The following is a 22,919-nucleotide window of genomic DNA, read 5'->3' on the forward strand; positions in this document are numbered from 1 at the left end:
GTGAACAGACGCAACTTCCTCAAATTCGCCTCCGTCGGTGCACTGGCGGCGGGCACAGCCGTACCCGGCACCGCACTGGCAGCGGCCAAGAACAAGCCGCCCATTCCCGGCGCGCTCGGTATGTTGTATGACTCCACCCTCTGCGTCGGCTGTCAGGCCTGTGTGGCGGAGTGTCAGCGCCTCAACGGCAACCCGACCAACCCAGCCGGGGCGCAAACCTGGTCCAACAACGACAAGCTGACCCCCTACACCAACAACATCATTCAGGTGTGGAAGAGCGGCACTGGCGAGCACAAGGATCAGCTGGTGGATGGCTACGCCTACATCAAGAAGCAGTGCATGCACTGTGTCGATCCCAACTGCGTCTCTGTCTGTCCGGTGCAGGCTCTTAAAAAAGATCCCAAGACCGGCATCGTTCACTACGACCCGAGCGTCTGCACCGGCTGTCGCTACTGCATGGTGGGCTGCCCGTTCGATGTGCCCAAATATGACTACGACAATCCGCTGGGGGCGATCCACAAGTGCGAGCTCTGCAACCAGAAGGGGCTTGAGCGGATCGATCAGGGCAAGTTGCCCGGCTGTGTCGAGGTGTGCCCGACCGGCGCCGTGATCTTCGGCACCCGCGAGGAGCTGATGGCCGAGGCCAAGCGTCGTCTGCTGGCGACTCCGGGCAGCGAATATGCCTATCCGCGCCAGACCCTCTCTGCCAACGACCCCTACCTGCACGAAGTGCCCAACTACCAGCCTTACGTCTATGGCGAGAAAGAGGGGGGCGGCACCCAGGTGCTGGTGCTGGCCGGGGTGCCCTATACCAAGCTCGACATGCCCGATCTGCCGGAGCTCTCCTCCGGTGCCCGCTCCGAGCATATCCAGCACACCCTCTACAAGGGGATGGTGCTGCCCATGGTGGTGCTGACCGGCCTCTCTGTGCTGATCCGTCGCAACACCAAGAATGGTCACGATCACCATCACGATGATGGTCATGATCAGGGGAGTGCGCAGATCAAGGATCAGGGCACCACAAAGGGAGGCAAGGATCATGAGTAACCACAAGGCGTATCCCCTCGGCGGCAAGCTGGTCAGCTGGCCTGTGCTGGTGCTGGCCCCCTTTGCCGTGCTGTGCGGCATGTTGATCTTGAAGCGCCTCGTCTTCGGGCTGGGCTCGGTCACCGATCTGAATGGCGGCTACCCCTGGGGGCTCTGGATCTCGTTCGATCTCTTGATCGGTACCGGTTTCGCCTGCGGCGGCTGGGCACTGGCCTGGGCTGTCTATGTGTTCAACCGGGGCGAGTACCACCCGCTGGTGCGACCGGCCCTGTTGGCAAGCCTGTTTGGCTACTCGCTCGGTGGCCTCTCCATCACCATCGACGTGGGGCGTTACTGGAACCTGCCGTACTTCTACCTGCCCGGTCACTTCAACACCTCCTCGGTGCTGTTTGAGACGGCGGTCTGCATGACCATCTACATCGGGGTGATGGCGCTGGAGTTTGCGCCGGTATTGCTGGAGAAGTTCGGCTGGAAGGCGTCGCTCATTCGCCTCAACAAGATCATGTTCTTCGTGCTGGCGCTGGGGGCTCTGCTGCCCACCATGCACCAATCCTCCATGGGATCCTTGATGATAGTGGCGGGGGAGAAGATCCATCCGCTCTGGCAAAGCTACGAGTTGCTGCCGGTCTTTTCGCTTCTGACCGCCTTTATCATGGGCTTCTCCATCGTGGTATTTGAGGGCTCTCTGGTGCAGGCGGGACTGGCGGGGCGGGGCCCCAATGAGAAGTCGCTCTTCTACAAGCTGACCCAGGTGATCGATATCTTCCTGATCCTGTTTGTGGCGCTGCGCTTTGCCGAGATCGTCATCCACGACAAGTCGGAGTATCTCTCCGAGTTCAATCGCTTCTCCATCATGTTCTGGAGCGAGATTGCGCTGATGATCTTCCCGCTGCTGGTGTTCCACTGGGACAAGAGCCGCCGGGATTCGCGCATGTTGTTCCTGGGGGCCCTCAGCATGCTGCTGGGCGCCGCCCTCTGGCGACTGGATTACTCCCTGCTCGCCTTCAACCCCGGCAATGGCTACCACTACTTCCCCTCCGCGGAGGAAGTGCTGATCTCTCTGGGCTTTGTTGCCATCGAGGTGTGTGCCTATTTGCTGTTGATCCGGCTGCTGCCGGTACTGCCATCACTTGAACGTGTTCACCAAGATTATCAGGCCCGAGGGAAAGCCAACGTATGAGCCAACGTATCACCATAGACCCCATCACCCGCATTGAGGGGCACCTGCGTATCGACTGCGAAATCGAAGGCGGTAAAGTGACCAAAGCCTGGTCGTCCGGCACCATGTGGCGCGGGATGGAGGAGATCGTCAAGGGCAACGACCCGCGCGATGCCTGGATGATAGTGCAGCGCATTTGCGGGGTATGTACCTCCATTCACGCCATCGCCTCGGTGCGGGCGGTGGAGAACGCCATCGGTGCCAAGGTGCCGATCAACGCCCAGTTCATCCGCAACCTCATCATCGCGGCCCACAACATCCACGATCACATCGTCCACTTCTATCAGCTCTCCGCGCTGGACTGGGTGGACATCACCGCGGCCCTTGAGGCCAATCCGCAAAAAGCGGCGGACATGCTCAAGGGGGTATCAACCTGGTCCCTCAACAGTGCCGATGAACTGACCAAGGTGCAGGACAAAATCCGCGCGCTGGTGGCGAGCGGTCAGCTCGGCATCTTTGCCAACGGCTACTGGGGTCACAAGGAGATGAAGCTGAGCCCGGAGGTAAACCTCATCGCCGTGGCCCACTACCTGCAGGCACTGGAGTGCCAGCGCGATGCCAACCGCATTGTCGCCATCCTCGGTGGCAAGAGCCCGCACATCCAGAATCTGGCGGTGGGCGGCGTGGCCAACCCCATCAATCTGGATGCACCGAGCGTGCTCAATCTCGAGCGACTGCTCTATGTGAAGAGCTTTATCGACCGGCTCGGCGAGTTTATCGAGCAGGTCTACAAGGTGGATGCCGCCATCATCGCTGCCCACTACCCCGAGTGGCTGAGTCTGGGGCAGGGGGCCAAGCACTACCTGAGCGTGCCGGAGCTCCCCACCGATGCCAACGGTGGCAGCTTCCTGATGCCGGGCGGCTATATCGAGAATGGCAATCTGGCGGGTTATCGCCCCATCGAGAGTCATCAGGATAGCTGGCTGATGGAGGGCATCGCCGAGAGCAACAAGCACGCCTGGTACAAGGATGACGAGCCTCTCAAGCCGTGGGAGGGCAAGACCGAGCCCAACTACACCGGCTGGCAGGATGATGGCAAATACTCCTGGGTCAAATCCCCCACCTTCTACGGCAAGGTGGTGGAGGTGGGGCCGCTCGCAGACCTCTTGGTCAAGCTGGCCGCCAAACACCCGGAGACGGTGGCGCATTTCGATCAGCTGAACGGCATCTACAAGGCGCTCACCGGCTCTGCCATCAAGACCGAACAGCTGCACTCCACCATGGGTCGCATCATCGGTCGAGCGGTGCGCTGCTGCGTGCTGAAAGATACTCTGGCGCACCAGTGGAAGGCGCTGGTGGACAACATCGGCAAGGGGGACACCACCGCCTACATCAAGGCCGAGATCCCGGCGGACAAGGAGTTTCGCGGGGTGGGTTTTGAAGAGGCGCCGCGCGGCATGCTTTCCCACTGGATCGTCATCAAGGGCGGCAAGATCGAGAACTATCAGGCGGTGGTGCCGTCGACCTGGAACTCTGGCCCGCGCAACTTCAACGATGAACCCGGCCCCTACGAGCAATCGCTGGTGGGCACCCCGGTAGCCGATCCGGCCAAGCCGCTGGAAGTGGTGCGCACCATCCACTCGTTCGACCCCTGCATGTCCTGCGCTGTGCATGTGGTGGATACCCAAAATGGCGAAACGACCCAAGTGAAGGTGCTGTGATGAACACCCTGATCCTGGGCGTGGGCAACCTGCTCTTGAGTGATGAGGCCGTCGGCGTGCGCATCGTTGAGGGGCTGGGGCGCAACTACCGTTTCGCCCCCGGCATCGAGCTGCTCGATGGCGGTACCGCCGGTATGGAGCTGCTGGAGGCGATGGCCAGTCGCGATCACATCATTCTGGTGGATGCGGTGCGCAGCGGTAATCCGCCGGGCACCGTAGTGACCCTGAAAGATGAGGAGATCCCGACCCTGTTTGGCCGCAAGATCTCCCCCCATCAGCTGGGGCTGGCGGATGTGCTCTCGGCGTTGCATATGACGGGGGAGTCGCCCAAGCGGCTCACCCTGATCGGGGTCGAACCCGAATCCCTCGAACCGCGCATCGGCCTCACCCCCGTGGTTGCGGCCGCTATGGGGGAGGCGACGGATCGGATTTTGACCCTGCTGGCCAGTGTCGGTGCCCCTGCAATCCCGCTCTCTGAGCAGGAGAAAGCTGAACAAGAGCAGGAGGGCCTATGGCGCAGTCCCATTTAAGCGAGGTTGATAGAGTGCTGGAGAGAGTGCTGGAGATAGTACCGGAGACAGCGCAGGAGTTTGCCGGTTTTGCCAGCAATCCCTCGCCTCTGCTGGTAGCCCAGTACGAGCGGATCGCTCGCGAAGAGATGCAGGCGTTGCCCTTCTATCACGCCACCATGCCCATTGTGGCGGAGTGCGTGCTGTTTGAAGGACAGTGGCTCGGCTGCGTGCTCACCCCCTGGATGTTGAGCGTGGTGGTGCTGCCGGGGCCGGATCAGCTTTGGCCGGTACGCAGCAACAGCGATCGGCTCGCCCTGCAGCTCCCCTGTGGCAACATGACCTTTATGGTGGGTGAATTGCCCGAGACGGGACAGCTGCTGGCTTGCTCCCTGATGTCGCCGCTCGATCCCCATCTCGGGGCCGGGGAGGGGCGAGCACTGGTGAGCAGCACCCTCAAGATGCTGCTCTCCTTGCCGGTACAACAAGGGGCTGGCGGCGTGGATCTGGGTCGCAGACGGCTATTCGGTGCCCGGCGCGGTCAACCGGCATAGTCGCTAGGTTTCACGCGAAATCAAGTTTAGAATAGGGGGCCATTTTGGCCCCTCACTCCCATGTTCAGACACGCATTCCACCTCTTTTTTGAGTGATGAGCCGTGAGTGGTACAAAACAAGAAGGATCCCCATGACTGTTCCACGTAATTCCCTTCGCCATTACTGTGGCACCAGTGCTGCCGCCCTGTTGACCCTGCTGCTGGGCACCGCTTCTCACGCGGCGCTGGCCGCCGCCCAATCTGTGCCTGCCGAGCTCAAGCTCGCCATCGGAGCCGAACCCACCGAAGGGTTTGACCCTCTGCTTGGCTGGAGTCACGGCAGCTACCTGTTGCTGCACAGCCCGCTGCTCAAACAGATTGCTGGCGATAGTGCCGATCTCAGTTGGCACAATGTGCTCACCCAGGCGGTGACCCCGAACAAGGATGGCAAGGAGTGGCTCATTACCCTCAAGCCTGACCTGAAATTCTCCAACGGCGCGCCGCTCACCGCCGAAGATGTGGCCTTTACCTACAACAGCGCGGCCAAGGGTGGCGGCAAGATCGACATGGGCAACTTTGTCTCGGCCAAGGTGCTCTCGCCCACCGAGGTGGCCATCACTCTTAGCGCCCCTCAGAGCACCTTCGTCAACGTGCTGGGATCCTTGGGGATAGTGTCGAAGCGGGATTACGACGCAAAAGCCTATGCCCAAAAACCGGTCGGTGCCGGCCCCTACCGATTGGTGAGCTTCCTGCCCGGTCAGCAGCTGGTGGTGGAGGCGAACCCCTATTACGCCGGCGGCAACAACGACTTCAAACGGCTGGTCTTTGTCTTTATCGATGAAGAGAGCGCCTATGCCGCCGCCCAGAGTAGCCAGCTTGATGTGGTGCGCATCGCCCCGTCACTGGCGCCAACCGTGTCTGCTTCCCTCAAGCTCTGGGTGCGGCCGAGCGTGGAGAACCGCGGCATCGTCTTCCCCATTCCGCCTGCGGGCGGCAAGGATGCCAAGGGTTATCCCATCGGCAACGACGTGACCTCGGATGTAGCGGTGCGCCGCGCCATCAACTACGCCATTGACCGCAAGTTGCTGGCCGACCAGCTGCTGGAGGGGCACGCCATCCCCGCTTACAGCGCGGTAGAAGGCTTACCCTGGCTGAACAAAGCCACCGCCTTCAAGGATGGCGATGCGGCCCACGCCAATGCCCTGCTCGACGAAGCGGGCTGGAAGATGGGCAGTGACGGCATTCGCCACAAGGGCTCCCTGCGCGCCGCCTTTACCCTCTGGTACACCAGTGGCGACAGCACCCGCCGGGATTTGGCGGAAGCGGTGCGTGCCATGCTCAAGCCCATCGGTCTTGAGGTGAGCCTCAAGTCCGGCAGCTGGGAGCAGGTGGAGCGAGAGATGCACGCCAATCCGGTGCTGATGGGGTGGGGGAGTCTGGATCCCATGGAGCTCTATCACCACTACCAGAGCGGCTCCGGTGGGGTGGAGTTCTACAACCCGGGCTACTACAGCAACCCTGTGGTGGATGGCCACCTCAAGCAGGCGCTGGATGCCCCGAACTGGCAGGCGGCCGTGCCGTTCTGGCAGCAGGTGGAGTGGGATGGCAAAACGGGCGCCGGAGTGCAGGGAGATGCCGCCTGGGCCTGGCTGCTCAACGTGCAGCACACCTATCTCGCCAACCGTTGCATCGACCTTGGCAAGGGGGCGCCGGAAATCCACGGTAGCTGGTCACTCCTCAACAACCTGCAGGATTGGCGGTGGACGTGCCGTTAAGTTCGCCCTTGATTCATTCAGGTTATCTGTTGCTAAAAGCCCTGCTGCGTCTGGCAGGGCTGTTATGTCTGGTCTCGGTCGCCACCTTTGTGCTGCTGAGTTACTCCCCCATCGACCCCATCAAGGCCTATATCGGCAACGATCTGCTCCATGTGCCGCCGGAGCAGTACGCCCGCATCGCCGCTCGCTGGGGGCTGGATCAACCGCTCTGGCTGCGCTACTGGCACTGGTTCAGCCAGGTGCTGCAGGGGGATCTCGGCTACTCCATGCTCTACAACGCACCGGTGGCTCAGGTGATCGGCAGCCGCTTTGCTGCCTCCTTCCTGCTGCTGGCGGGTGCCTGGCTGCTCTCCGGCTTGTTCGGGATTTTGCTGGGCCTCTGCGCCGGTCACTATCTCAACCGCTGGCCCGATCGCCTGATTTGCCGTTTTGCCTACCTGCTCGCCTCCCTGCCCACCTTCTGGGTCGGCTTGTTGCTGCTCGCCCTGTTTGCGGTGCACTGGCCACTACTGCCGGTCTGCTGCGCCTGGACGCCTGGGCTCGCTGCCGATGAAGCGGACTGGTTGATGCGGTTGCGTCATCTGCTGCTGCCGGTCACCACGCTCGCCCTGCTCGGGCTGGGCAATATTGCCCTGCATACCCGGGGGCGGGTGGCCGAGGTGCTGGAAAGTGACTTTATCCGCTACGCCCGCGCTCAGGGGGATGGCGGCTGGCCCATGCTGCGTTTTCATGTGCTGCGCCACGCCCTGACCCCGGCGCTCTGCCTGCAGTTTGCCTCCCTCGGCGAGCTGATTGGCGGCTCGCTGTTGGCGGAGAAGGTCTTCTCCTATCCGGGGCTCGGCCGGGCCACCGTGGATGCGGGGCTGCGGGGGGATATCCCCCTGCTGATGGGCATAGTGCTCTTCTGCACCCTGCTGGTCTTTATTGGCAACACGGTGGCCAGTTTGCTGCTGGCGCGCATCAATCGGGGTTGGGAGGGCGAGCATGCTGTTTAATCCGTTTCCCTCCATACTGAGGCTGGTTTTTGCCCTGCTCGGATTGGCGCTGCTGGCCACTTACGGCTGGAGCCTCTCTCATCAGGATGTGCCGATGGATCTGCTGGCGCGCCAGCAACCCCCCTCGCTGGCCCACTGGTTCGGCACCGATCAGATGGGGCGGGATCTCTGGTTGCGAGCCTTTCAGGGCACCCTCACCAGTCTGGAGCTGGGCATCAGCACGGCACTCTGCAGTGGCTTGCTGGCCATGGTGGCGGCAAGCGTGTCGCTCGTTCACCCCAGATGTGATGCGGCGGTGCGAATGGTGATCGACGCCATGCTGGCGCTGCCCCATATGCTGCTGCTGATTTTGATCTGCTTTACCGTGGGGGGCGGTATGCGCGGGGTGATCCTGGCGGTGGCGCTGACCCACTGGCCCAAGCTGGCACTCATTCTCTGTGCAGAAGCGCGGCGGATCGCCTGCAGCGACTATGTGGTGCTGGCCCGCTGTCAGGGGATGGGGGCGCTGCGTCGCTGGCGTACCCACCTGCTGCCGGGGCTGTTGCCCCAGTGGTTTATCGGCACCTTGTTGATGTTTCCCCATGCGGTGCTGCACAGTGCGGCCTTGAGCTTTCTCGGCTTTGGGCTGGCGGCCCACGAGGCCTCGCTGGGCCTGCTGCTGGCCGATGCCCTGCGTTATCTGGCCGGTGGCGGCTGGTGGCAGGCCCTCTTCCCGGGGCTGATGTTGCTGCTGCTGGTGTTGCTGTTTGATCAGGCTACCCGCGCCTTGCAACAGCTGTTGTGGCACAGGAGTGAACCATGCTGAGTTTTGATCAGGTGACCATAGAGGCGGCCCACTACTCCTGGCTGGGGCGACGCAGCTGGCAGCCATTGCTGACCGATATCAGCCTGCAACTGGCACCGGGGGAGATAGTGGCGCTGGTGGGGGGGAGCGGCGAGGGCAAGAGCCTGCTGCTGCAAAGCGCCCTGACATTGCTGCCGGACAACCTGCGCATGCGCGGCAGCATCTCCCTCGATGGCACGCCTCTGTGTGATGCCTGCCGGGCCAGCCTGCGCGGCCACACCCTCTGCTATGTGCCACAGGGGGTAAGCGCCCTCAATCCGCTGCTGACGGTGGAGCGCCAGCTAGGCCGGGCGGCACGCCTCTGTGGCCAGAATGGTTCTCGCGAGCGGCTCGGCGAGCAACTGCTGCGCTACCAGCTGCCCGCGACCACCCTGGACAGGTACCCGCGCCAGCTCTCCGGCGGCATGGCCAAGCGCATTCTGGCCTGCACTGCGGCGCTCGGCGGTGCCCGCTACATTCTGGCAGACGAGATCACCGCCTGGCTCGACGAGGGGCTGGCCTGTCTGCTGCTCGGCCAGTTGCGTGAATTGGCCAATCAGGGCAGCGGTATCCTCTGGGTGACCCACGATCTGGCGCTGGCGGCCCGCTTTGCCGATCGCATTGTGGCGCTGCATCAGGGGCAGGTGAGCGATACCTTGAGCAGCCACCATCTGCGGCAGGGGCAGGGGAGCGAGATGCTCCGTGCCCACTGGCAGGCGCTGCCGGAATTCAACGCGCTCTTCTCTGTGCCGGAGGTTTCATAATGTTGGAAGTACGAAATCTCACCATCGCCCAGGGGGAACGCCCCCTCTGGCAGGGGTTATCGCTGACGGTGAAAGCGGGCGAGCGGCTCGGTATCTCCGCCCCGAGCGGCCACGGCAAGACCACCCTGGGGCGGGTATTGGCCGGTTGGCAACCGATTGGGGTTGGTGGTCAGTTCCTGCTGGATGGGCAGCCAGTACCTGAACAGGTAAAAGGTTATAACCCCATCCAGCTGGTGCCCCAGCACCCGGAGCTCACCTTCAATCCCTATCGCACCACCGGGCAGGCGCTCTGGGATGTATGGCGCCCCGATGACGCCATGCTTGCCCGCTTTATGGTCAAGCCTGAATGGCTCAGTCGTAAACCCGGCCAGCTCTCAGGTGGCGAGCTGGCCCGCATAGCGTTGCTGCGCGCCCTCGATCCCCGCACCCGGTTGCTGATTGCCGATGAGGTGACTGCCCAGCTGGACCCGCAAATTCAGCGTGAGCTCTGGCGGGAGTTGATGATTGAGTGCGAGCAGCGCGGGCTTGGTATGCTTGTCTTCAGTCACCAGCAGGCACTGCTGCGCCAGATCTGCCATCGGGTGCTGCGCTTTGGTGAGATGCAGCCCGTGACTGGTGTATTGGCTGAAAATGCGGCCTGAGGATTGGCTTCCCCCTCATCCCCAGCCCTTCTCCCGCAAGGGGAGAAGGGAGTTGAAGGTGCCATCTCACCACGCTCAGGGTTTAGGGTTTGGAAAATCTCGGGGTTTGAAAATATGGCTGGTTGTTATGCTCGAAGCGCCCCCTGAGGGGTTTGAGGGAGTCGTATAGTTGCAGCATGCTGTCGGCATCCACAAACCGGTTCCCTCTCCCAGGGGAGAGGGCTAGGGTGAGGGGGGCGAGTATGAAACGCTGGCCACTCTGGATAGATAGCACGGCGGGCAAGATTCGCAGATAAAAGAGAGGGAGGCATCAGCCTCCCTCTTTGTGTTATCCACCGTTAGCAACGGCGTTTAACCGGTTCTGGTTCAGGCTGTGGCCAGCCAGTTCAGCCAGGCATCCATCCCTTCGCCGGTGGTGGCGCTGACCTGGATCACCTGAATATAGGGGTTGACCCGTTTGGCGTTCTCGATGCAGCGGGCCACGTCAAAGCTGACGTAGGGCAGCAGATCAATCTTGTTGATCACCATCAGCTGGGCAGCTGCGAACATGTCCGGGTATTTCAGCGGCTTCTCTTCCCCCTCGGTGACGGAGAGGATCGCCACCTTGTACTTCTCGCCGAGATCGAAGCTGGCAGGGCAGACCAGATTGCCCACGTTCTCGATAAAGAGGATGCCCCCTTCATTGGCGGGCAGCTGGTGGCAGGCGTCGTGGACCATTTTGGCATCCAGATGGCAGCCCTTGCCGGTGTTGATCTGCACGGCAGGGACGCCGGTGGCGCGAATGCGATCCGCATCGGCACTGGTCTGCTGATCCCCTTCAATCACGGCGCAGGGGCGTTTGTCGGCCAGCTGGCGCAGGGTTTCGCACAGCAGGGTGGTCTTGCCTGAACCCGGGCTAGAGACCAGGTTGAGCACTAGCTGGGCCGCCTCGTCGAAGTGTTCGCGGTTATGGGCCGCCAAGGCATTGTTCTTGGCCAGCACATCCATCTCGATGGCGATCAGCTGGCGTTGCCCTATGCCGGGCACCGACAATCCCGCTTCCCCTTTGCCATAGTGCAGATCACCCTGCTGATGGTCATGGTCATGGTCATGGTCATGGGGATGCGCGTGGGAATGGCCGTGGTCATGAGAGTGGGCATGATCATGATGGTGGTCGTGGGGGTGATCATGGTGGTGCTCATGGGGGTGATCATGCCCCTCATGGCTTATAGGAGCCCGCACCCCGTGGTAGTGGTGATGGACATCCCCCTGATGGTGATAGTGGTGGTGAATGATCAGGGTGCGCGGCGCGCTCTGCTCGTGATCATGATGGTGATGGGCGTCATGAGCATGATGATGGTCGTGTTCATGACCATGTTCATGTTCGTGATGATGCTCATGATCGTGCTCATGATCGTGCTCATGGCCGGCGATCCGCGCCTGGCCGCATCCGCATACGCTACACATATCAACTTACCTCGATGTCGGTGATGCGCAGGCTATCACCCTGCGCGACTCGTAATTTGTACCCGCCACACTCGGGACAGGCCTGCCCGCGCTCGGTGAGGGTGACCGTCTGGTTGCAGTCGTAACACCAGGCCTCTGCCGCCTTGTGTTGAAAGTGAAGCTGGGCCCCTTCGACGGCGGTGCCCTTGGCGGCGGCCTCGAAACAGAAGGCAATGGTGTCCGGGTCGACGCAGGAGAAGCTGCCGACCTCGAGCCAGAGGGCGGTTACCTTGTTAAAGCCCCGCTGGGTGGCCTGTTCGGCCGCCAGATCGATGGCAGCCATGGCCAGAGACATTTCGTGCATGGTGGCTCCTTAACCGATATGGGGAGGAGCAGTGACTCCTCCCTGTAATTGACGGAACGGCATGGCCGCTCAACAGATCCGCGGCAGCAGTTCCCCTTGCGGTAGCTCCAGATAACGGCGGCTACCCCAGGGGTTGTTGAGGATCACCTTGTGGCGATCGCTCGCCTGTACCACGCCGATCTGGCTGGCTGCGGGGTTGAATTGCCGCAGGATGCCCAGCGCGTCCTGCGCCTGTTCAGCAGGCAGGGCCAGTACCATGGTTCCCTCGTTGGCGAGATCATGGGGCTCGAAACCGTAGAGCTCGCACAGGCCACGCACCGGATCGCACACCGGAATGGCGGACTCCTCCAGCTCGATGGCCACCCGGGAGGCTGTGCTCCATTCATTCAGCACGGCGGCGAGGCCGCCGCGGGTGGCATCGCGCAGGGCGTGAGGGGTAATCCCCGCTTTTAGCAGCGCTTCTACCTGCGGCCAGAGGGTGGTACAGTCGCTCTTGAGATCGGAGCCCAGCTGTAGGGCGTCACGGGCCATCAGGATGCAGGCGCCGTGGCTGCCGATATCCCGCGACACCAGAATGGCATCACCGGCCTTGAGGTTGCGTACCGAGATGCCCCGGCTCTGCTCAGGCAGCGGGAAGGTGCCGACCCCGCTGGTGTTGATAAAGATCTTGTCGGCGGCTCCCTTGGGCACCACCTTGGTGTCGCCGCAGACAATGCGGGCACCGCTGTTGGCAAGCTCCGCGGCCATCGACTCGACGATGCGGGCCAGATCGGCGTAGGGGAAGCCCTCCTCGATGATAAAGCTGCAGCTCAGATACTCTGGCTTGGCCCCCATCATGGCGAGATCATTAACCGTGCCGGCGATGGCCAGCTTGCCGATATCACCCCCCTCGAAGAAGAGCGGCGAGACGGTAAAGCTGTCGGTGGTGAAGGCGACGGGGCCGCTTACCGGCAGCAGGGCGGCATCTTCACCGCGCAGCAGGATCTCGTTGCCAAAGTGGCGAAAGAAGAGCTGGTTGATCAGCTGATTCATCTCGACGCCGCCGCCGCCGTGGCTTAACTGAATTTCTCTCATTGGATCCCCATATATCGGTAGTAGGCATTGCAGGCCCCTTCGGAGCTGACCATGCAGCTGCCCATGGGCTGGGTCGGGGTGCAGCCCCGGCCAAAGACTTTGCACTGGTTTGGCTTGGCCAGGCCGCGCAGGATATCGGCGCACTGGCATGCCTTGTGGTCATCGATGGGAGTCTGATTGAGCGCAAAGTGACGCTCTGCATCGCGCTTGGCGAAGGCATCCCGCAGGCGCAGGGCGGAGGCGTTGATATCCCCCAGACCTCGCCAGCGAAAGTGCTCGCGGGTCTCGAAAAAGCGCTCGACCAGCCGCTGGGCGGCTTTATTGCCGCTAGCGGTGACGGCGCGGCTGTATTGCACCTCCAGCGCGTAGCGACCCTCCACCTTCTGGCGCACCATCATCAAGAGCGCCTCCATCACGTCCACCGGCTCGAAACCGCTCACCACCACCGGCACCTGATAACGATCGACGATGGGCAGGTAGATATCGGCGCCGGTGATGACGCTGACGTGGGAGGGGCCGATAAAGGCGTTCACCTTGGCCACCCCGTCGGCCATCACCGCATGAATGGCGGGGGGCACCAGCACATGGTTGATATGAAACAGCAGGTTCAGGGCCCCTTGTTCTTCAGCTGCAGCCAGCAAGGCGGCGGTCATCGGGGTAGAGGTCTCGAAACCGATGGCGAAGAAGACCACGGTTTTTTCCGGGTTTTCTTTGGCGATGCGCAGGGCGTCGAGGGGGTCATAGACCGGGCGGATATCGCTCCCCTTGGCCCGCTGCTGGGCCAGCGTGCCTTTGGAGCCCGGCACCCGGATCATGTCCCCCAGGGTGACCAGAATGACATTCGGTTGACTCGCCAGCTCGATGGCCTGATCGATGCGCTCTTTGGGCATGATGCAGACCGGGCAGCCGGGACCGTGAACGAACTCGATGCTGGCTGGCAGCAGCTGGTGCAGGCCGTACTTCATGATGGTGTGGGTATGGCCGCCGCACACCTCCATCACCCGCAGCGGTTCGGGCAGCTCCTTGGCCAGTTCGGTGATCTGGGCGGCGAGGGCACGGATCACCTCGGGCTGACGAAAGCCCTGAAAGAGATCATTCAAGGTCAGCATGGCAAGATATCCTGTTTGGGCATCAGGGCCACCATCTGGCGGAAGCTCTCGAGGCTGGTCTGCGCCTCCTCTTCGTCAATCTTGCTCATCACAAAGCCGATATGGAGCAGCACATAGTCGCCCACCAGGAGGGGCTCTTCGAGCAGCATGCAGCTGACGCGCCGCTGCACCCCCAGGGTGTCGACGGTGACGCAGTTATCTTCGGGGTGCAGTTGCACCACCTGAGAGGGGATGGATAAACACATGGATTTCAGGACTCCGACAAGGTGGCACAACCGGCTGTGGCAGGCTGGTGCGTGGCAAGATGGTGGATGGCAAACCAGAGCTGACCGGCGGCGATGCCACCGTCATTGAGCGGCAGGGTTTCAGAGGTTAATACCTGTCGGTCAGCCGCTTCGAGACCGGGGACCAGCTGGTCCATCAGCACCCGGTTTTGAAAGACGCCGCCCCCCAGCGCTACCGGATAACCAGGAAAACGCTCGACCAGGGCAGCCACCAGATTGCTGATGGCGCGGATAAAACCGGCGGCCAGGCTGGCGGTGGAGGTGCTTTTTCTCTGCTCGCTGATAAGGGTATTGATGAGCTCTGCCCACTGGATCTGCAGTGGCTCCCCTGTTGATTGGCTGAGATCAAAGGCGAGGGGGAAGGGCTGTTCATCTGTGGTGAGCTGCAAGGCAGCCGCCTCCAGCAAGAGTCCCGCTTCGCCCTCGTAATCGGGGGTATCGATTACCCCCAAGAGCGCCGCCACCGCATCGAACAGACGGCCGATGGAGCTGGTGTAAGGGGCGTTGCGGCCAAGATGCCAGAGCTGGTGCAGGTTGCTGATCCGCTCTATAGGCAGTTTGTTGATCAACGGAATATCGAGGGCGCTGATCGCCTCAGGACTGTGCGATTCAAACAGCACCCCCAGCAACTGACGTACCGGCTCGCGAATGGCCGCCTCGCCGCCGATCAGCTTGAAGGGGGCAAGGTGGGCAACCCGCGTAAAGCTCTGAACGTCTGCGATCAGCAGCTCGCCGCCCCAGAGGGTGCCGTCATCGCCAAGGCCGGTGCCATCGAAGGCAACACCCAGCACCGGGCCCGTGATGTTGTGCTCGGCCATCACCCCCAGCAGGTGGGCGTGATGGTGCTGCACCTCGAGGTGGGTCGCACCCTGATCGCGGCAATAGCCCTTGGCCCACTGATGGCTGAGGTAGCCGGGGTGGTGATCCGACACCAGCACTTCGGGGTTGAGATCGTAGAGTTCGCGAAAGGTCGCCAGGGTTTGCTCGAAGTGCTCCTGCATCGGCAGGCTATGCAGATCGCCGATATAGGGGCTGTAGATGCGCTGGCGGCCGAAGGCGAGCGCCAGCTGGTTCTTCTGTTGCGCCCCGACCGCCAATAGCGGCACCCCGACCGCCTCTTGCAGGCTGGGGGTGCAGGGGGCATAGCCCCGGGCGAGGCGCAACGTCTGGCGCCGCCCGCCCGCCCACTGCACCAGACTGTCGTCGCACGGGTGCAGGATGGGGCGGTTGTGATCCAGGATGCCGTCAATCTCGCTGCCGAGTTCCCTGACCACCGCCTCGCACTCGATAAGGATTGGGCTGCCGCGACCATTGGCGCTGGTGGCCACCAGCGGGATGGCGCAGGCATCCAGCAGCAGCTGATGGAGCGGGGTGTAGGGGAGCATGATGCCAAGGTAGGGGATGCCGGGGGCGATCCCCTCGGCCAGCGGTATGGCCGACTGTCGGGATTCTGAGAGCCGATCATCGTTAATGCGCTTGCGCAGCAAGGTGATGGGTCTGGCCTGAGAGGTGAGCAGCTTCCACTCTGCCTCGCTGCCGGTGACATGCAATTTGGCCTCGGCAAGGGAGCCCATCATCACCGCCAGTGGCTTGCGTGCGCGCCGCTTGAGCATTCGTAATCTGGCCACACTCTGTTCATTGCGGGCATCACACATCAGGTGATAACCCCCCATCCCCTTGACTGCGATCAGCGCCCCGGTTTTCAGGGCGCGGGCGGCGGCGTGCAGGGCATCCTCGCGTTCTGCCAGGGCATCGCCGCGGCCCGAGCGCCAACTGAGATGGGGCCCGCACTCGGGGCAGCTCACCGGCTGGGCGTGGTAGCGTCTGTCCAGCGGGTTTTCATAGGCTGCCGCGCAGCGCGGGCACATGGCAAAGCCCGCCATGGCGGTATGGGGGCGGTCGTAGGGGAGGCGGCGGATGATGGTGTAGCGCGGGCCACAGTGGGTACAGTTGGTAAAGGGGTAGCGATGGTGGCGATCGTTGGGGTTGGCCACATCCCGGGCGCACGCCTCGCACATCCCCTGATCCGGCGAGATGGCGACCGTGGCGGAGCTCTGCTGCTGGCTCGCTTTAATTCGAAACTGGCCATGAAATTGGCCATCGAAGTCGGGATCATGAGCAAGGGGCAGTTCCCGCTCGCTGAAATGATCGATGCGGCTAAGTGGCGGCGCCAGTTCCCGCAGTTCGCGGGCAAAGCTGACCAGCTGCTCGGGCGATCCTTCGGCGCCGATGGTGACGCCGCTCGCGTCGTTCAACACATAACCGGCAAGGCCGTGGCGCAGTGCCAGCCCATAGACGAAGGGGCGAAAGCCCACCCCCTGTACGATGCCGTCGATATGAAATTCGTGGCGCAGCCGGTTGGCCACAGGATTGGCAGAGCCAGATGGGGCGATGGTGGCGCTCATGCCGGCTCCATCTCATCTTGAGTCTGCGGCAGACGCAGCACCCGGCGCTCGTTCTCCTCGCGCCGCACCCAGCCATCCATCTCCATGCGCAGGCAGAACGGAATGGCGTATTTACGCGACAAGCCGGTGATCTCCTTGAGGGATGCCATGTCGATCAGATCTCCCACCTGCTGGCCCGCCAGCACGGCGGCGACCATCTGGTTGTAAAGCTCGGCGTCGTAGTAGATGGGGCCATCGAGCTGCACCAGATACTTGAGTCGCGCCAGATTGCGCAGCTGCTTTTGCAACGCGCCTTTTTGTTGCAAGCCCTGCTGCAGGGGGGCGGGCAGCTTGCGGGTGATAAAGGGATCCAGCGCCACGCCGCCGGGGCCCAGTTTACCGGGCTCGTAACCCTCCTTGCCTTGATCTCGCACCACCTTGAGCACCAGCTGTGCCTCTTCCCCCAGATCATCTTCCGACTCGCCGCTGCCCGGCTGCCACTTGTCATGGTGCAGGCGAATGAGCTGCTCGCTTTTGAACTGCTGGAGCAGGGCTTGCATGACCGGCAGGGCGATGCCAAAGCGGGTCGTGAGCTCCGCAGCGCTGAGCGGTTCGCTGGCCAGGGTAGCCAGCAGCTGGTCGCGGCTCTGGGCCAGCCAGCAGTTATCCAGCAGCCACTCACCGAGGGGGGTGACCTGCTCTGGCTGCTGGTCAAAGCGGCTGGCCAGCACATAGCCATTGAGGCCAAGCTGCAGGGTGGCGGGGTTGTAGCGCTCCAAATCATCAGGTAGCTCACCCAGCAGGGTGTGCAGCGCCTTGCGTCTGGCGGGATGGATGTCGCCGCACCAGACGATGCGGGCGCCGTGCAGCAGTTCGCTGCTGCCGTGGCGAATGATGGCAAGCGGCTGGCCGAAGAAGCAGGGGATGGGGCTGGTAAAGATCAGCCGCGCCAGCCGGGTATCCTTGATCGGCACAAAACGGGCCCGCCCATGCCAGCTGCCGAGGGCCACCTCGACCTCCTTGTTGTGCAGAGAGGGGCGTAGCGCCTTGTCTCTCAAGCTCTCGGCGTTGAGTCGCACGATAAGGTGGGTGGCCGCCTCGCACTGACCGGCGGCGCTGGTGAGGCAATGGCCGCGGGCCACCTCCTTGTGGGGCACTTTTTTCAGGCCCACCGCCACCCGACAGACGGCGCCAATTTCATCAACGCTCTGGTGATAGGCCTGCAGGGAGCGCACCTGCACCTCCCGATCGGCGGGGTAGAGGCGCAGCTTGTCTCCCACCTTGAGGCGGCCCTGTTGCAAGGTGCCGGTAAGCACTGTGCCGGTGCCGTTGGCGGTAAAGACCCTGTCTACATACAGTCGCGGGGCGCTCTGCTCGCGGGTAGCGTGTGAGGCTGGCAGATAGGCAAGCTGGCGCACGATGGCGGCGTGCAGGGCAGTCATATTCTCGCCGGTTTTGGCGCTGACGCTGACGATATCGGGCACCATGCCGCTCTCGTCCATCACCCGCTCCAGCAGGCTCTCTTCAAGGAGCTCCAGCTCGTCGGGGGAGACCAGATCGCACTTGTTGATGCAGACCAAGAGGCGCGGCACCCCCATCGCCTTGAGCAGGCGCAGGTGATCGCCGGTCATCGGCATCCACCCCTCGTCGGCGGCGATGACCAGCAGCACCAGATCCAGACTCCAGAGCCCCGCCACCATATTGCGGATATAGCGCTCGTGGCCGGGCACGTCGATGACGCCTATGGTGTTGCCCTGACCGTCGTCGAAGTGGGCAAAGCCGAGATCCTGAGTCATGCCGATGGCCTGCTCGTGGGCGCGGGCGGTGGTGATGCCGGTGAGGGCCTTGATCAGCAGGGTCTTTCCGTGATCCACGTGGCCGGCAAGGCCGATAACGGCGCGATAGGGGGTCATGGGATCAGGGTTCCTCGGTCGCATTTGTTGCATTGAACGGGGCGGGGAGCAGCAACTCCCTGAGTTGGGCGATCAGCAGTTCCATCTCGGTCGGCAGCAGGGTGGCCATATTGAGCAGCACCTTCTGCTGGCGCACCGTGGCGATGACAGGGACGGGTAGTTCGCGCAAATCATCGAGCAGCTGCTGGGCCGGACGCGGGTCGGTGCACTCGAGCGCGGGCGCCGGATAGAACTCGTCCGGTAATGTGCCACCGCCCACCACCAGCTGGGCGGGGACCGGCACAAAGCAGCCGGGCAGGGCGGCCATCAGCCGGGAGGCTCTCGCCTGCATGGCTGCCGGGTTGCTCAGGGTGCGCTGGGCGATACCCTCGCCGACAGGAGATTTGTTGAGCTTGTGGATGAGCAGCCGTTCGAGCAGGGAGTAGACGATGCGGCTCGGGCGGAAGGTGCGCATCATGGGGTGCTTTTCCAGCCGCTTGATAAGATCGCTGCGGCCACTGATGATGCCCGATTGCGGGCCGCCCAGCAGCTTGTCGCCGGAATAGCAGACCAGATCTGCCCCCGCCTTGATGTACTGGCGCACCGAGGTTTCATCCGGCGCAAACTCTTCGGTGGTCAATCCCGAACCCTGATCCACCGCCAGCACCACATGCTCGGGCAGGGCGCAGGCCACCTCGCCGATATCGGGGGATTCAGTAAAGCCGCGAATGGCGAAATTGGATCTGTGCACCATCAGTACCAGCGCGGTCTGATCGGTGATGGCATCGAGGTAATCTTTGGCGGTAGTGATATTGGTAGTGCCCACCTCCACCAGTTTGGCACCGGAGAGCGCCAGAATATCGGGGATGCGAAAGCCGCCGCCAATCTGGATCTGCTCGCCGCGCGAGACGATCACCTCGCGCCCCTTGGCCACCTCCTGCAGCAGCAAAAAGAGCGAGGCGGCGTTGTTGTTGACCACCAGCGAATCCTCGGCCTGGGTGAGGCAACGGAGCAGGAGGGCGATCAGCCCCTTGCGCCCGCCGCGCTTGCCGGTGGCGAGATCCAGCTCCAGATTGTTGTACCCGGTGTTGAGGTCACGCACCTCGTCCCACAGCTCGTGACTTAATGGCGAGCGCCCCAGATTGGTGTGCACCAGGGTGCCGGTGGCGTTGATCACCCGGGTTTGACGTTGGCGCAACTGCTGTCGGCAGCGCTTGGCAATCAGCGCCTCAATCTGCCCGGGGGCAACGCCATGCTGGCGAAAATCATCGCTCTGGCGCAGTTCGCTCAGGGTATCGCGCACCGCCTGAGTCACCAGCGGGCGGCTCAGCGCTTCGATAAAACCGGCGAGAAAGGGTTGCTGCAGCAGCTGTTCCACTTGCGGCAGACGGCGCGTTGGTTGCTGGCTGGGCTGTTGCGGTGAATCTGGCAGTGAATCGTCGGCAGCCGTACCTGATGCGGGCTGGCGGTGGGGGATGGCTGGCGCGTGAGACGAGTTCGGCATGGGATTACCAGTGCAGTGCGTGGGTTCGGGATGCGCACCGGTTTGCCGATAGAGAGGCCGAGCTGACGGGTTATGGCACTGCTGGCGATTTGCGGATGAGTGCAAACTGGGTGCATCCATGAGCGGGTATAAATTAATGCTGCATCAATGCTGATAAATTAATTTTTGGCCAGCGAGATAACCTGAGTTCGGATTATATTGGCAAGCGGCAAGCACCTTTTTAAGGTATTACTTCAAACATATTGAACAAACAATGGAAATAACATCCAGGCCGAAAAATTCAGCGAGAGAGTATTTGTTCAATAGATAAATTTGGCGGAAGAGGCAGGAATCGAACCTGCCAAAGCCTTCTCGGCTCACATCGGTTTTGAAGACCGAGGAGGCCACCAGACCCCATCAACTTCCGTAACGGCCGCCATTTTGTGGCAAATTTCTGTGACTGGCAACGCTTTTTTTGTCATAAAAATGCGAGAGTTAGCGATTTTTTGAAAAAATCAAAGAACCTTGTTTTATATCAAGTTCAGCACAATTAGCCCGATGTTTTTAATTTAACATCGGGCCTCGATCACATTGCCGGAACCGTCGGTCAATAACGGTCGTTAACAACTCGATAAATAATCACCGCTTCGCGTTGAAAATATTCCACTGATCCAGTTTATCTATTAACAGACTGGTGTCACTGGCGGCATCAAGATGCTGATAAAGATAATCCATCGCCTCGCTCACCATCTCGGTCATCGGGAAGGAGAACGCCACGATGGCCGGTTGTATCCCGACAAAGATCACCTCGGGGACAAAGGTCTTGAGCTCGTCGATCAGGAAATTGAGCGGCATATTGTGGGTCGAGAAGATAAACATCTCGGCGATGGTCTCGGGGGGGATCACCTGCAGGGTCCCCGCCTTCTCGCCGATCTCGGCGGCATCCACCAGCACCACCCGCTCCGGTTGCAGTTCCCGCACCTTGTAGACCACATTTTCCGGCGCGATGCCGCCGTCGATATGGATCCAGCCGGGCAGGGGGGCGGCTTGCAGCTTGTCGGCAAGATAGGGGCCGGCACCGTCGTCCCCCATCATGGCATTGCCCACGGTCAACACGAGATTACAGCCCATCAGCGGCTCCTTACCATCAGGTACATATGGGGGTCGTTAAAGAGGGCGGTGAGCTGATCCATAAAGGTGTTGGTCCAGCCCAGCTCCTGCTCATCGAGCAGATTGTCGGCCTTGCGCAGTCGGTCGAAGGCGCAGGCCAGCATATGGCAGTGCTCGCGATAGATGGTGATCTCGCCAAAGGTGAGAAACCCCTCCATCTTGCGGCGCGCTTCGCTCCCCTCTGGCAGCTTGGCCACCCAGTCGCGATAACCGGTCAGCGAGCAGACCAGGTCTGCTCGCAGGCAATCGACGATGCCGAGGTGATGGCCGATGGCGAGGCTGTAGTACATCACCTCCCTGGCCTCTTCCGGCACGTCGAACTGCTCGTCGACGAACTTGCGCGAGAGGCGATAGAAGAAAACCTCGTCAGCCATGCACCGCCTCTCCCTTGCCGGCCGCCCGGTTGAGGCAGGCATTTGCGAGGTTGTTGACGATCTCCGCCAGACGCGGATCGTCGTGCTGATCGAGGTAGCTCTGGATGCGCAGATCCACATCCTGTTGGGTCGCCCCTTCGAGCAGGGCCATAAACTCGTCGGCGATGATCCGCCCCTGACGATAACCGGCCATGCGGCGCGCCTCGCGTTCGAGCATCACCCGGATTTCATTGGGGATGCCGGTGTGGCGCAGCTCGACCCGCTCACCCGGTTGCACCTCATGGCTGGTGGCTTTGAGTTTCTGCTCAAGCAGACCGAGCGCCACGGCAAAGCCGTAGATGGTAGCCGCCGGTGTCGGAGGGCAGCCGGGGATATAGACATCCACCGGCACGATCTTGTCGGTGCCGCCCCAGACGCAGTAGAGATCGTGGAAGATGCCACCGTCACAGCCGCAGGCGCCATAGGCGATGCAGATCTTGGGATCGGGCGCCGCCTCGTAGGCGCGCAGGGCCGGCACTCGCATCGCCCGGGTCACCGCGCCGGTAAAGAGCAGGATGTCGGCGTGGCGGGGGGAGGCGACCACCTTGATGCCGAAACGCTCGGCATCGAACAGCGGGGTGATGGTGGCGAAGATCTCGATTTCGCAGGCGTTGCAGCCGCCGCAATCGACCCGGTAGACATAGGCCGAGCGGCGAATGTCTTTCAGCAGGGTCTTCTTGAGTTTGGTGATCTCGGGATCCTGTGCCAGCGGCACGGCGCGGGTATGGGCATGGCCGACAACCGGTTCTATGCCTTTGATCTTGCTCATCACATCCACTCCTGTTGTGCGGCCATCGGTGTGGCTATCGGTGTGATCAGGGCCGAGTCAGGCTGGCTCAGCATGCTCTGTTTTCGTTTGCAGTCGGGGCAGTGGTGCAGCCGCTCTGGCGGCGCAAGCGGCTTGGCATCGCGAGCAAGCGGCGTGCCCGCCTGCTTGAGGGTGTCCTCCACCAGCGCCACCAGCTTGCTCGGGGCAAAGTAGGTGCCGCACAGGGTGCAGGGGGCCAGCGCGAAGCGGGCCTCCTCATAGAGATCCGCCTTGTTGGTCACCGCCAGCTCGAACTCGGGGGAGAGGGCGATGGCGCGGGTCGGGCAGACCTCCTCGCAGCGGCCGCAGAAGATGCAGCGCGCCATGGAGATCTCCCAGCGCCGTTCGCCGGTCTCCATATCCACTTCCATCACCAGCGCGTTGGCCGGGCAGGCCTTGGTGCAGGCGGCGCAGGCGATGCACTGATCCGCCTGATATTTCGGTTTGCCGCGAAAATCCCGGTTCACCTCATAAGGGGCGAAGGGGTACTTGGCGGTCGGGGTGCCAGCCTTGAGGATGGTCTTGAACAGCTTGATCATGATGACC

The 22,919-nt window shown here is 62.1% G+C and carries 23 protein-coding genes and 1 tRNA gene; 11 read left to right on the plus strand and 13 right to left on the minus strand.

Annotated elements, in window-relative coordinates; genetic code table 11:
- From hybA to WBR25_RS09245, 10 genes are all read left to right on the plus strand, one after another.
- Positions 1-1,047: a hydrogenase 2 operon protein HybA gene (gene hybA, locus WBR25_RS09200; RefSeq protein WP_075114769.1), complete on the plus strand. Its 1,047-nt coding sequence runs from the start codon at positions 1-3 to the stop codon at positions 1,045-1,047.
- A complete protein-coding gene (gene hybB, locus WBR25_RS09205; RefSeq protein WP_021230238.1) occupies positions 1,040-2,227 on the plus strand; it encodes a Ni/Fe-hydrogenase cytochrome b subunit in 1,188 nt (395 codons plus the stop codon). Before hybA ends, hybB begins: the two co-directional genes overlap by 8 nt.
- The gene (gene hybC, locus WBR25_RS09210; RefSeq protein WP_216977587.1) at positions 2,224-3,927 is read left to right on the plus strand and encodes a hydrogenase 2 large subunit; all 1,704 of its coding nucleotides are present in this window, start codon (positions 2,224-2,226) and stop codon (positions 3,925-3,927) included. The genes hybB and hybC overlap by 4 nt, the downstream gene beginning before the upstream one ends.
- Complete coding sequence (locus WBR25_RS09215; RefSeq protein ID WP_279490723.1) at positions 3,927-4,457, plus strand: HyaD/HybD family hydrogenase maturation endopeptidase; 531 nt, start codon at positions 3,927-3,929, stop codon at positions 4,455-4,457. Before hybC ends, WBR25_RS09215 begins: the two co-directional genes overlap by 1 nt.
- A complete protein-coding gene (gene hybE, locus WBR25_RS09220; protein WP_279490724.1) occupies positions 4,439-4,990 on the plus strand; it encodes a hydrogenase-2 assembly chaperone in 552 nt (183 codons plus the stop codon). The genes WBR25_RS09215 and hybE overlap by 19 nt, the downstream gene beginning before the upstream one ends.
- A 131-nt stretch (positions 4,991-5,121) precedes the next feature.
- On the plus strand, positions 5,122-6,744 hold the full coding sequence (locus WBR25_RS09225) for an ABC transporter substrate-binding protein (protein WP_479749717.1): 1,623 nt from the start codon (positions 5,122-5,124) through the stop codon (positions 6,742-6,744).
- Positions 6,729-7,739 (plus strand): ABC transporter permease, encoded by a 1,011-nt coding sequence (locus WBR25_RS09230; RefSeq protein WP_479749718.1) that lies wholly within the window; start codon positions 6,729-6,731, stop codon positions 7,737-7,739. Before WBR25_RS09225 ends, WBR25_RS09230 begins: the two co-directional genes overlap by 16 nt.
- Positions 7,729-8,544, plus strand: a complete 816-nt coding sequence (locus tag WBR25_RS09235; protein ID WP_479749719.1) for an ABC transporter permease — start codon at positions 7,729-7,731, stop codon at positions 8,542-8,544. The genes WBR25_RS09230 and WBR25_RS09235 overlap by 11 nt, the downstream gene beginning before the upstream one ends.
- On the plus strand, positions 8,538-9,326 hold the full coding sequence (locus tag WBR25_RS09240; RefSeq protein ID WP_479749720.1) for an ATP-binding cassette domain-containing protein: 789 nt from the start codon (positions 8,538-8,540) through the stop codon (positions 9,324-9,326). The genes WBR25_RS09235 and WBR25_RS09240 overlap by 7 nt, the downstream gene beginning before the upstream one ends.
- Entirely contained in the window at positions 9,326-9,967 is a 642-nt protein-coding gene (locus tag WBR25_RS09245) for an ATP-binding cassette domain-containing protein (protein ID WP_479749721.1), read from the plus strand. The genes WBR25_RS09240 and WBR25_RS09245 overlap by 1 nt, the downstream gene beginning before the upstream one ends.
- 366 nt (positions 9,968-10,333) lie before the next feature.
- On the opposite strand, the gene hypB is transcribed toward WBR25_RS09245, so the two are convergent.
- A complete protein-coding gene (gene hypB / locus WBR25_RS09250) occupies positions 10,334-11,188 on the minus strand; it encodes a hydrogenase nickel incorporation protein HypB (RefSeq protein WP_479749722.1) in 855 nt (284 codons plus the stop codon).
- On the opposite strand from hypB, the gene WBR25_RS09255 reads away from it, so the two are divergent.
- Entirely contained in the window at positions 11,069-11,437 is a 369-nt protein-coding gene (locus WBR25_RS09255; RefSeq protein ID WP_479749723.1) for a hypothetical protein, read from the plus strand. The genes hypB and WBR25_RS09255 overlap by 120 nt on opposite strands.
- Here the strand turns inward: WBR25_RS09255 and hypA are convergent.
- From hypA to WBR25_RS09315, 12 genes are all read right to left on the minus strand, one after another.
- Positions 11,415-11,756 (minus strand): hydrogenase maturation nickel metallochaperone HypA, encoded by a 342-nt coding sequence (hypA, locus tag WBR25_RS09260; protein ID WP_252656388.1) that lies wholly within the window; start codon positions 11,754-11,756, stop codon positions 11,415-11,417. The two genes, WBR25_RS09255 and hypA, sit on opposite strands and share 23 nt — an antisense overlap.
- Before the next feature lie 69 nt (positions 11,757-11,825).
- On the minus strand, positions 11,826-12,830 hold the full coding sequence (hypE, locus tag WBR25_RS09265) for a hydrogenase expression/formation protein HypE (protein WP_252656389.1): 1,005 nt from the start codon (positions 12,828-12,830) through the stop codon (positions 11,826-11,828).
- Positions 12,827-13,939 carry a hydrogenase formation protein HypD gene (gene hypD / locus WBR25_RS09270; RefSeq protein WP_167572651.1) on the minus strand — a complete coding sequence of 371 codons (1,113 nt, stop codon included), beginning with the start codon at positions 13,937-13,939 and terminating at the stop codon, positions 12,827-12,829. The genes hypE and hypD overlap by 4 nt, the downstream gene beginning before the upstream one ends.
- A complete protein-coding gene (locus WBR25_RS09275; RefSeq protein WP_167572652.1) occupies positions 13,933-14,184 on the minus strand; it encodes a HypC/HybG/HupF family hydrogenase formation chaperone in 252 nt (83 codons plus the stop codon). Before WBR25_RS09275 ends, hypD begins: the two co-directional genes overlap by 7 nt.
- A gap of 5 nt (positions 14,185-14,189) precedes the next feature.
- Complete coding sequence (gene hypF / locus WBR25_RS09280) at positions 14,190-16,628, minus strand: carbamoyltransferase HypF (RefSeq protein WP_479749724.1); 2,439 nt, start codon at positions 16,626-16,628, stop codon at positions 14,190-14,192.
- Entirely contained in the window at positions 16,625-18,520 is a 1,896-nt protein-coding gene (gene selB, locus WBR25_RS09285) for a selenocysteine-specific translation elongation factor (RefSeq protein WP_479749725.1), read from the minus strand. The genes hypF and selB overlap by 4 nt, the downstream gene beginning before the upstream one ends.
- 4 nt (positions 18,521-18,524) lie before the next feature.
- Complete coding sequence (gene selA / locus WBR25_RS09290) at positions 18,525-20,003, minus strand: L-seryl-tRNA(Sec) selenium transferase (RefSeq protein WP_479749726.1); 1,479 nt, start codon at positions 20,001-20,003, stop codon at positions 18,525-18,527.
- A 313-nt stretch (positions 20,004-20,316) separates the two neighbouring features.
- Positions 20,317-20,408, minus strand: a tRNA-Sec gene (locus WBR25_RS09295).
- Between the two features lie 213 nt (positions 20,409-20,621).
- The gene (gene hycI, locus WBR25_RS09300) at positions 20,622-21,113 is read right to left on the minus strand and encodes a hydrogenase maturation peptidase HycI (RefSeq protein WP_479749727.1); all 492 of its coding nucleotides are present in this window, start codon (positions 21,111-21,113) and stop codon (positions 20,622-20,624) included.
- Positions 21,113-21,526 carry a formate hydrogenlyase maturation HycH family protein gene (locus tag WBR25_RS09305; RefSeq protein WP_005351509.1) on the minus strand — a complete coding sequence of 138 codons (414 nt, stop codon included), beginning with the start codon at positions 21,524-21,526 and terminating at the stop codon, positions 21,113-21,115. The genes hycI and WBR25_RS09305 overlap by 1 nt, the downstream gene beginning before the upstream one ends.
- A complete protein-coding gene (locus tag WBR25_RS09310) occupies positions 21,519-22,334 on the minus strand; it encodes an NADH-quinone oxidoreductase subunit B family protein (RefSeq protein ID WP_201973888.1) in 816 nt (271 codons plus the stop codon). The genes WBR25_RS09305 and WBR25_RS09310 overlap by 8 nt, the downstream gene beginning before the upstream one ends.
- Positions 22,334-22,912 (minus strand): formate hydrogenlyase complex iron-sulfur subunit, encoded by a 579-nt coding sequence (locus tag WBR25_RS09315; protein WP_371144070.1) that lies wholly within the window; start codon positions 22,910-22,912, stop codon positions 22,334-22,336. The genes WBR25_RS09310 and WBR25_RS09315 overlap by 1 nt, the downstream gene beginning before the upstream one ends.
- Positions 22,913-22,919 lie beyond the last annotated feature (7 nt).

The organism is Aeromonas sp. MTB (assembly GCF_056632455.1).

Coding starts and splice junctions, on each gene's coding strand:
- hybB (WP_021230238.1), top strand. CDS start 1,040: ATGAGTAACCACAAGGCGTATCCCCTCGGCGGCAAGCTGGTCAGCTGG.
- hybC (WP_216977587.1), top strand. CDS start 2,224: ATGAGCCAACGTATCACCATAGACCCCATCACCCGCATTGAGGGGCAC.
- WBR25_RS09215 (WP_279490723.1), top strand. CDS start 3,927: ATGAACACCCTGATCCTGGGCGTGGGCAACCTGCTCTTGAGTGATGAG.
- hybE (WP_279490724.1), top strand. CDS start 4,439: ATGGCGCAGTCCCATTTAAGCGAGGTTGATAGAGTGCTGGAGAGAGTG.
- WBR25_RS09225 (WP_479749717.1), top strand. CDS start 5,122: ATGACTGTTCCACGTAATTCCCTTCGCCATTACTGTGGCACCAGTGCT.
- WBR25_RS09235 (WP_479749719.1), top strand. CDS start 7,729: ATGCTGTTTAATCCGTTTCCCTCCATACTGAGGCTGGTTTTTGCCCTG.
- WBR25_RS09240 (WP_479749720.1), top strand. CDS start 8,538: ATGCTGAGTTTTGATCAGGTGACCATAGAGGCGGCCCACTACTCCTGG.
- WBR25_RS09245 (WP_479749721.1), top strand. CDS start 9,326: ATGTTGGAAGTACGAAATCTCACCATCGCCCAGGGGGAACGCCCCCTC.
- WBR25_RS09255 (WP_479749723.1), top strand. CDS start 11,069: ATGCGCGTGGGAATGGCCGTGGTCATGAGAGTGGGCATGATCATGATG.
- hypA (WP_252656388.1), bottom strand. CDS start 11,756: ATGCACGAAATGTCTCTGGCCATGGCTGCCATCGATCTGGCGGCCGAA.
- hypE (WP_252656389.1), bottom strand. CDS start 12,830: ATGAGAGAAATTCAGTTAAGCCACGGCGGCGGCGGCGTCGAGATGAAT.
- hypD (WP_167572651.1), bottom strand. CDS start 13,939: ATGCTGACCTTGAATGATCTCTTTCAGGGCTTTCGTCAGCCCGAGGTG.
- WBR25_RS09275 (WP_167572652.1), bottom strand. CDS start 14,184: ATGTGTTTATCCATCCCCTCTCAGGTGGTGCAACTGCACCCCGAAGAT.
- hypF (WP_479749724.1), bottom strand. CDS start 16,628: ATGAGCGCCACCATCGCCCCATCTGGCTCTGCCAATCCTGTGGCCAAC.
- selB (WP_479749725.1), bottom strand. CDS start 18,520: ATGACCCCCTATCGCGCCGTTATCGGCCTTGCCGGCCACGTGGATCAC.
- selA (WP_479749726.1), bottom strand. CDS start 20,003: ATGCCGAACTCGTCTCACGCGCCAGCCATCCCCCACCGCCAGCCCGCA.
- hycI (WP_479749727.1), bottom strand. CDS start 21,113: ATGGGCTGTAATCTCGTGTTGACCGTGGGCAATGCCATGATGGGGGAC.
- WBR25_RS09305 (WP_005351509.1), bottom strand. CDS start 21,526: ATGGCTGACGAGGTTTTCTTCTATCGCCTCTCGCGCAAGTTCGTCGAC.
- WBR25_RS09310 (WP_201973888.1), bottom strand. CDS start 22,334: ATGAGCAAGATCAAAGGCATAGAACCGGTTGTCGGCCATGCCCATACC.
- WBR25_RS09315 (WP_371144070.1), bottom strand. CDS start 22,912: ATGATCAAGCTGTTCAAGACCATCCTCAAGGCTGGCACCCCGACCGCC.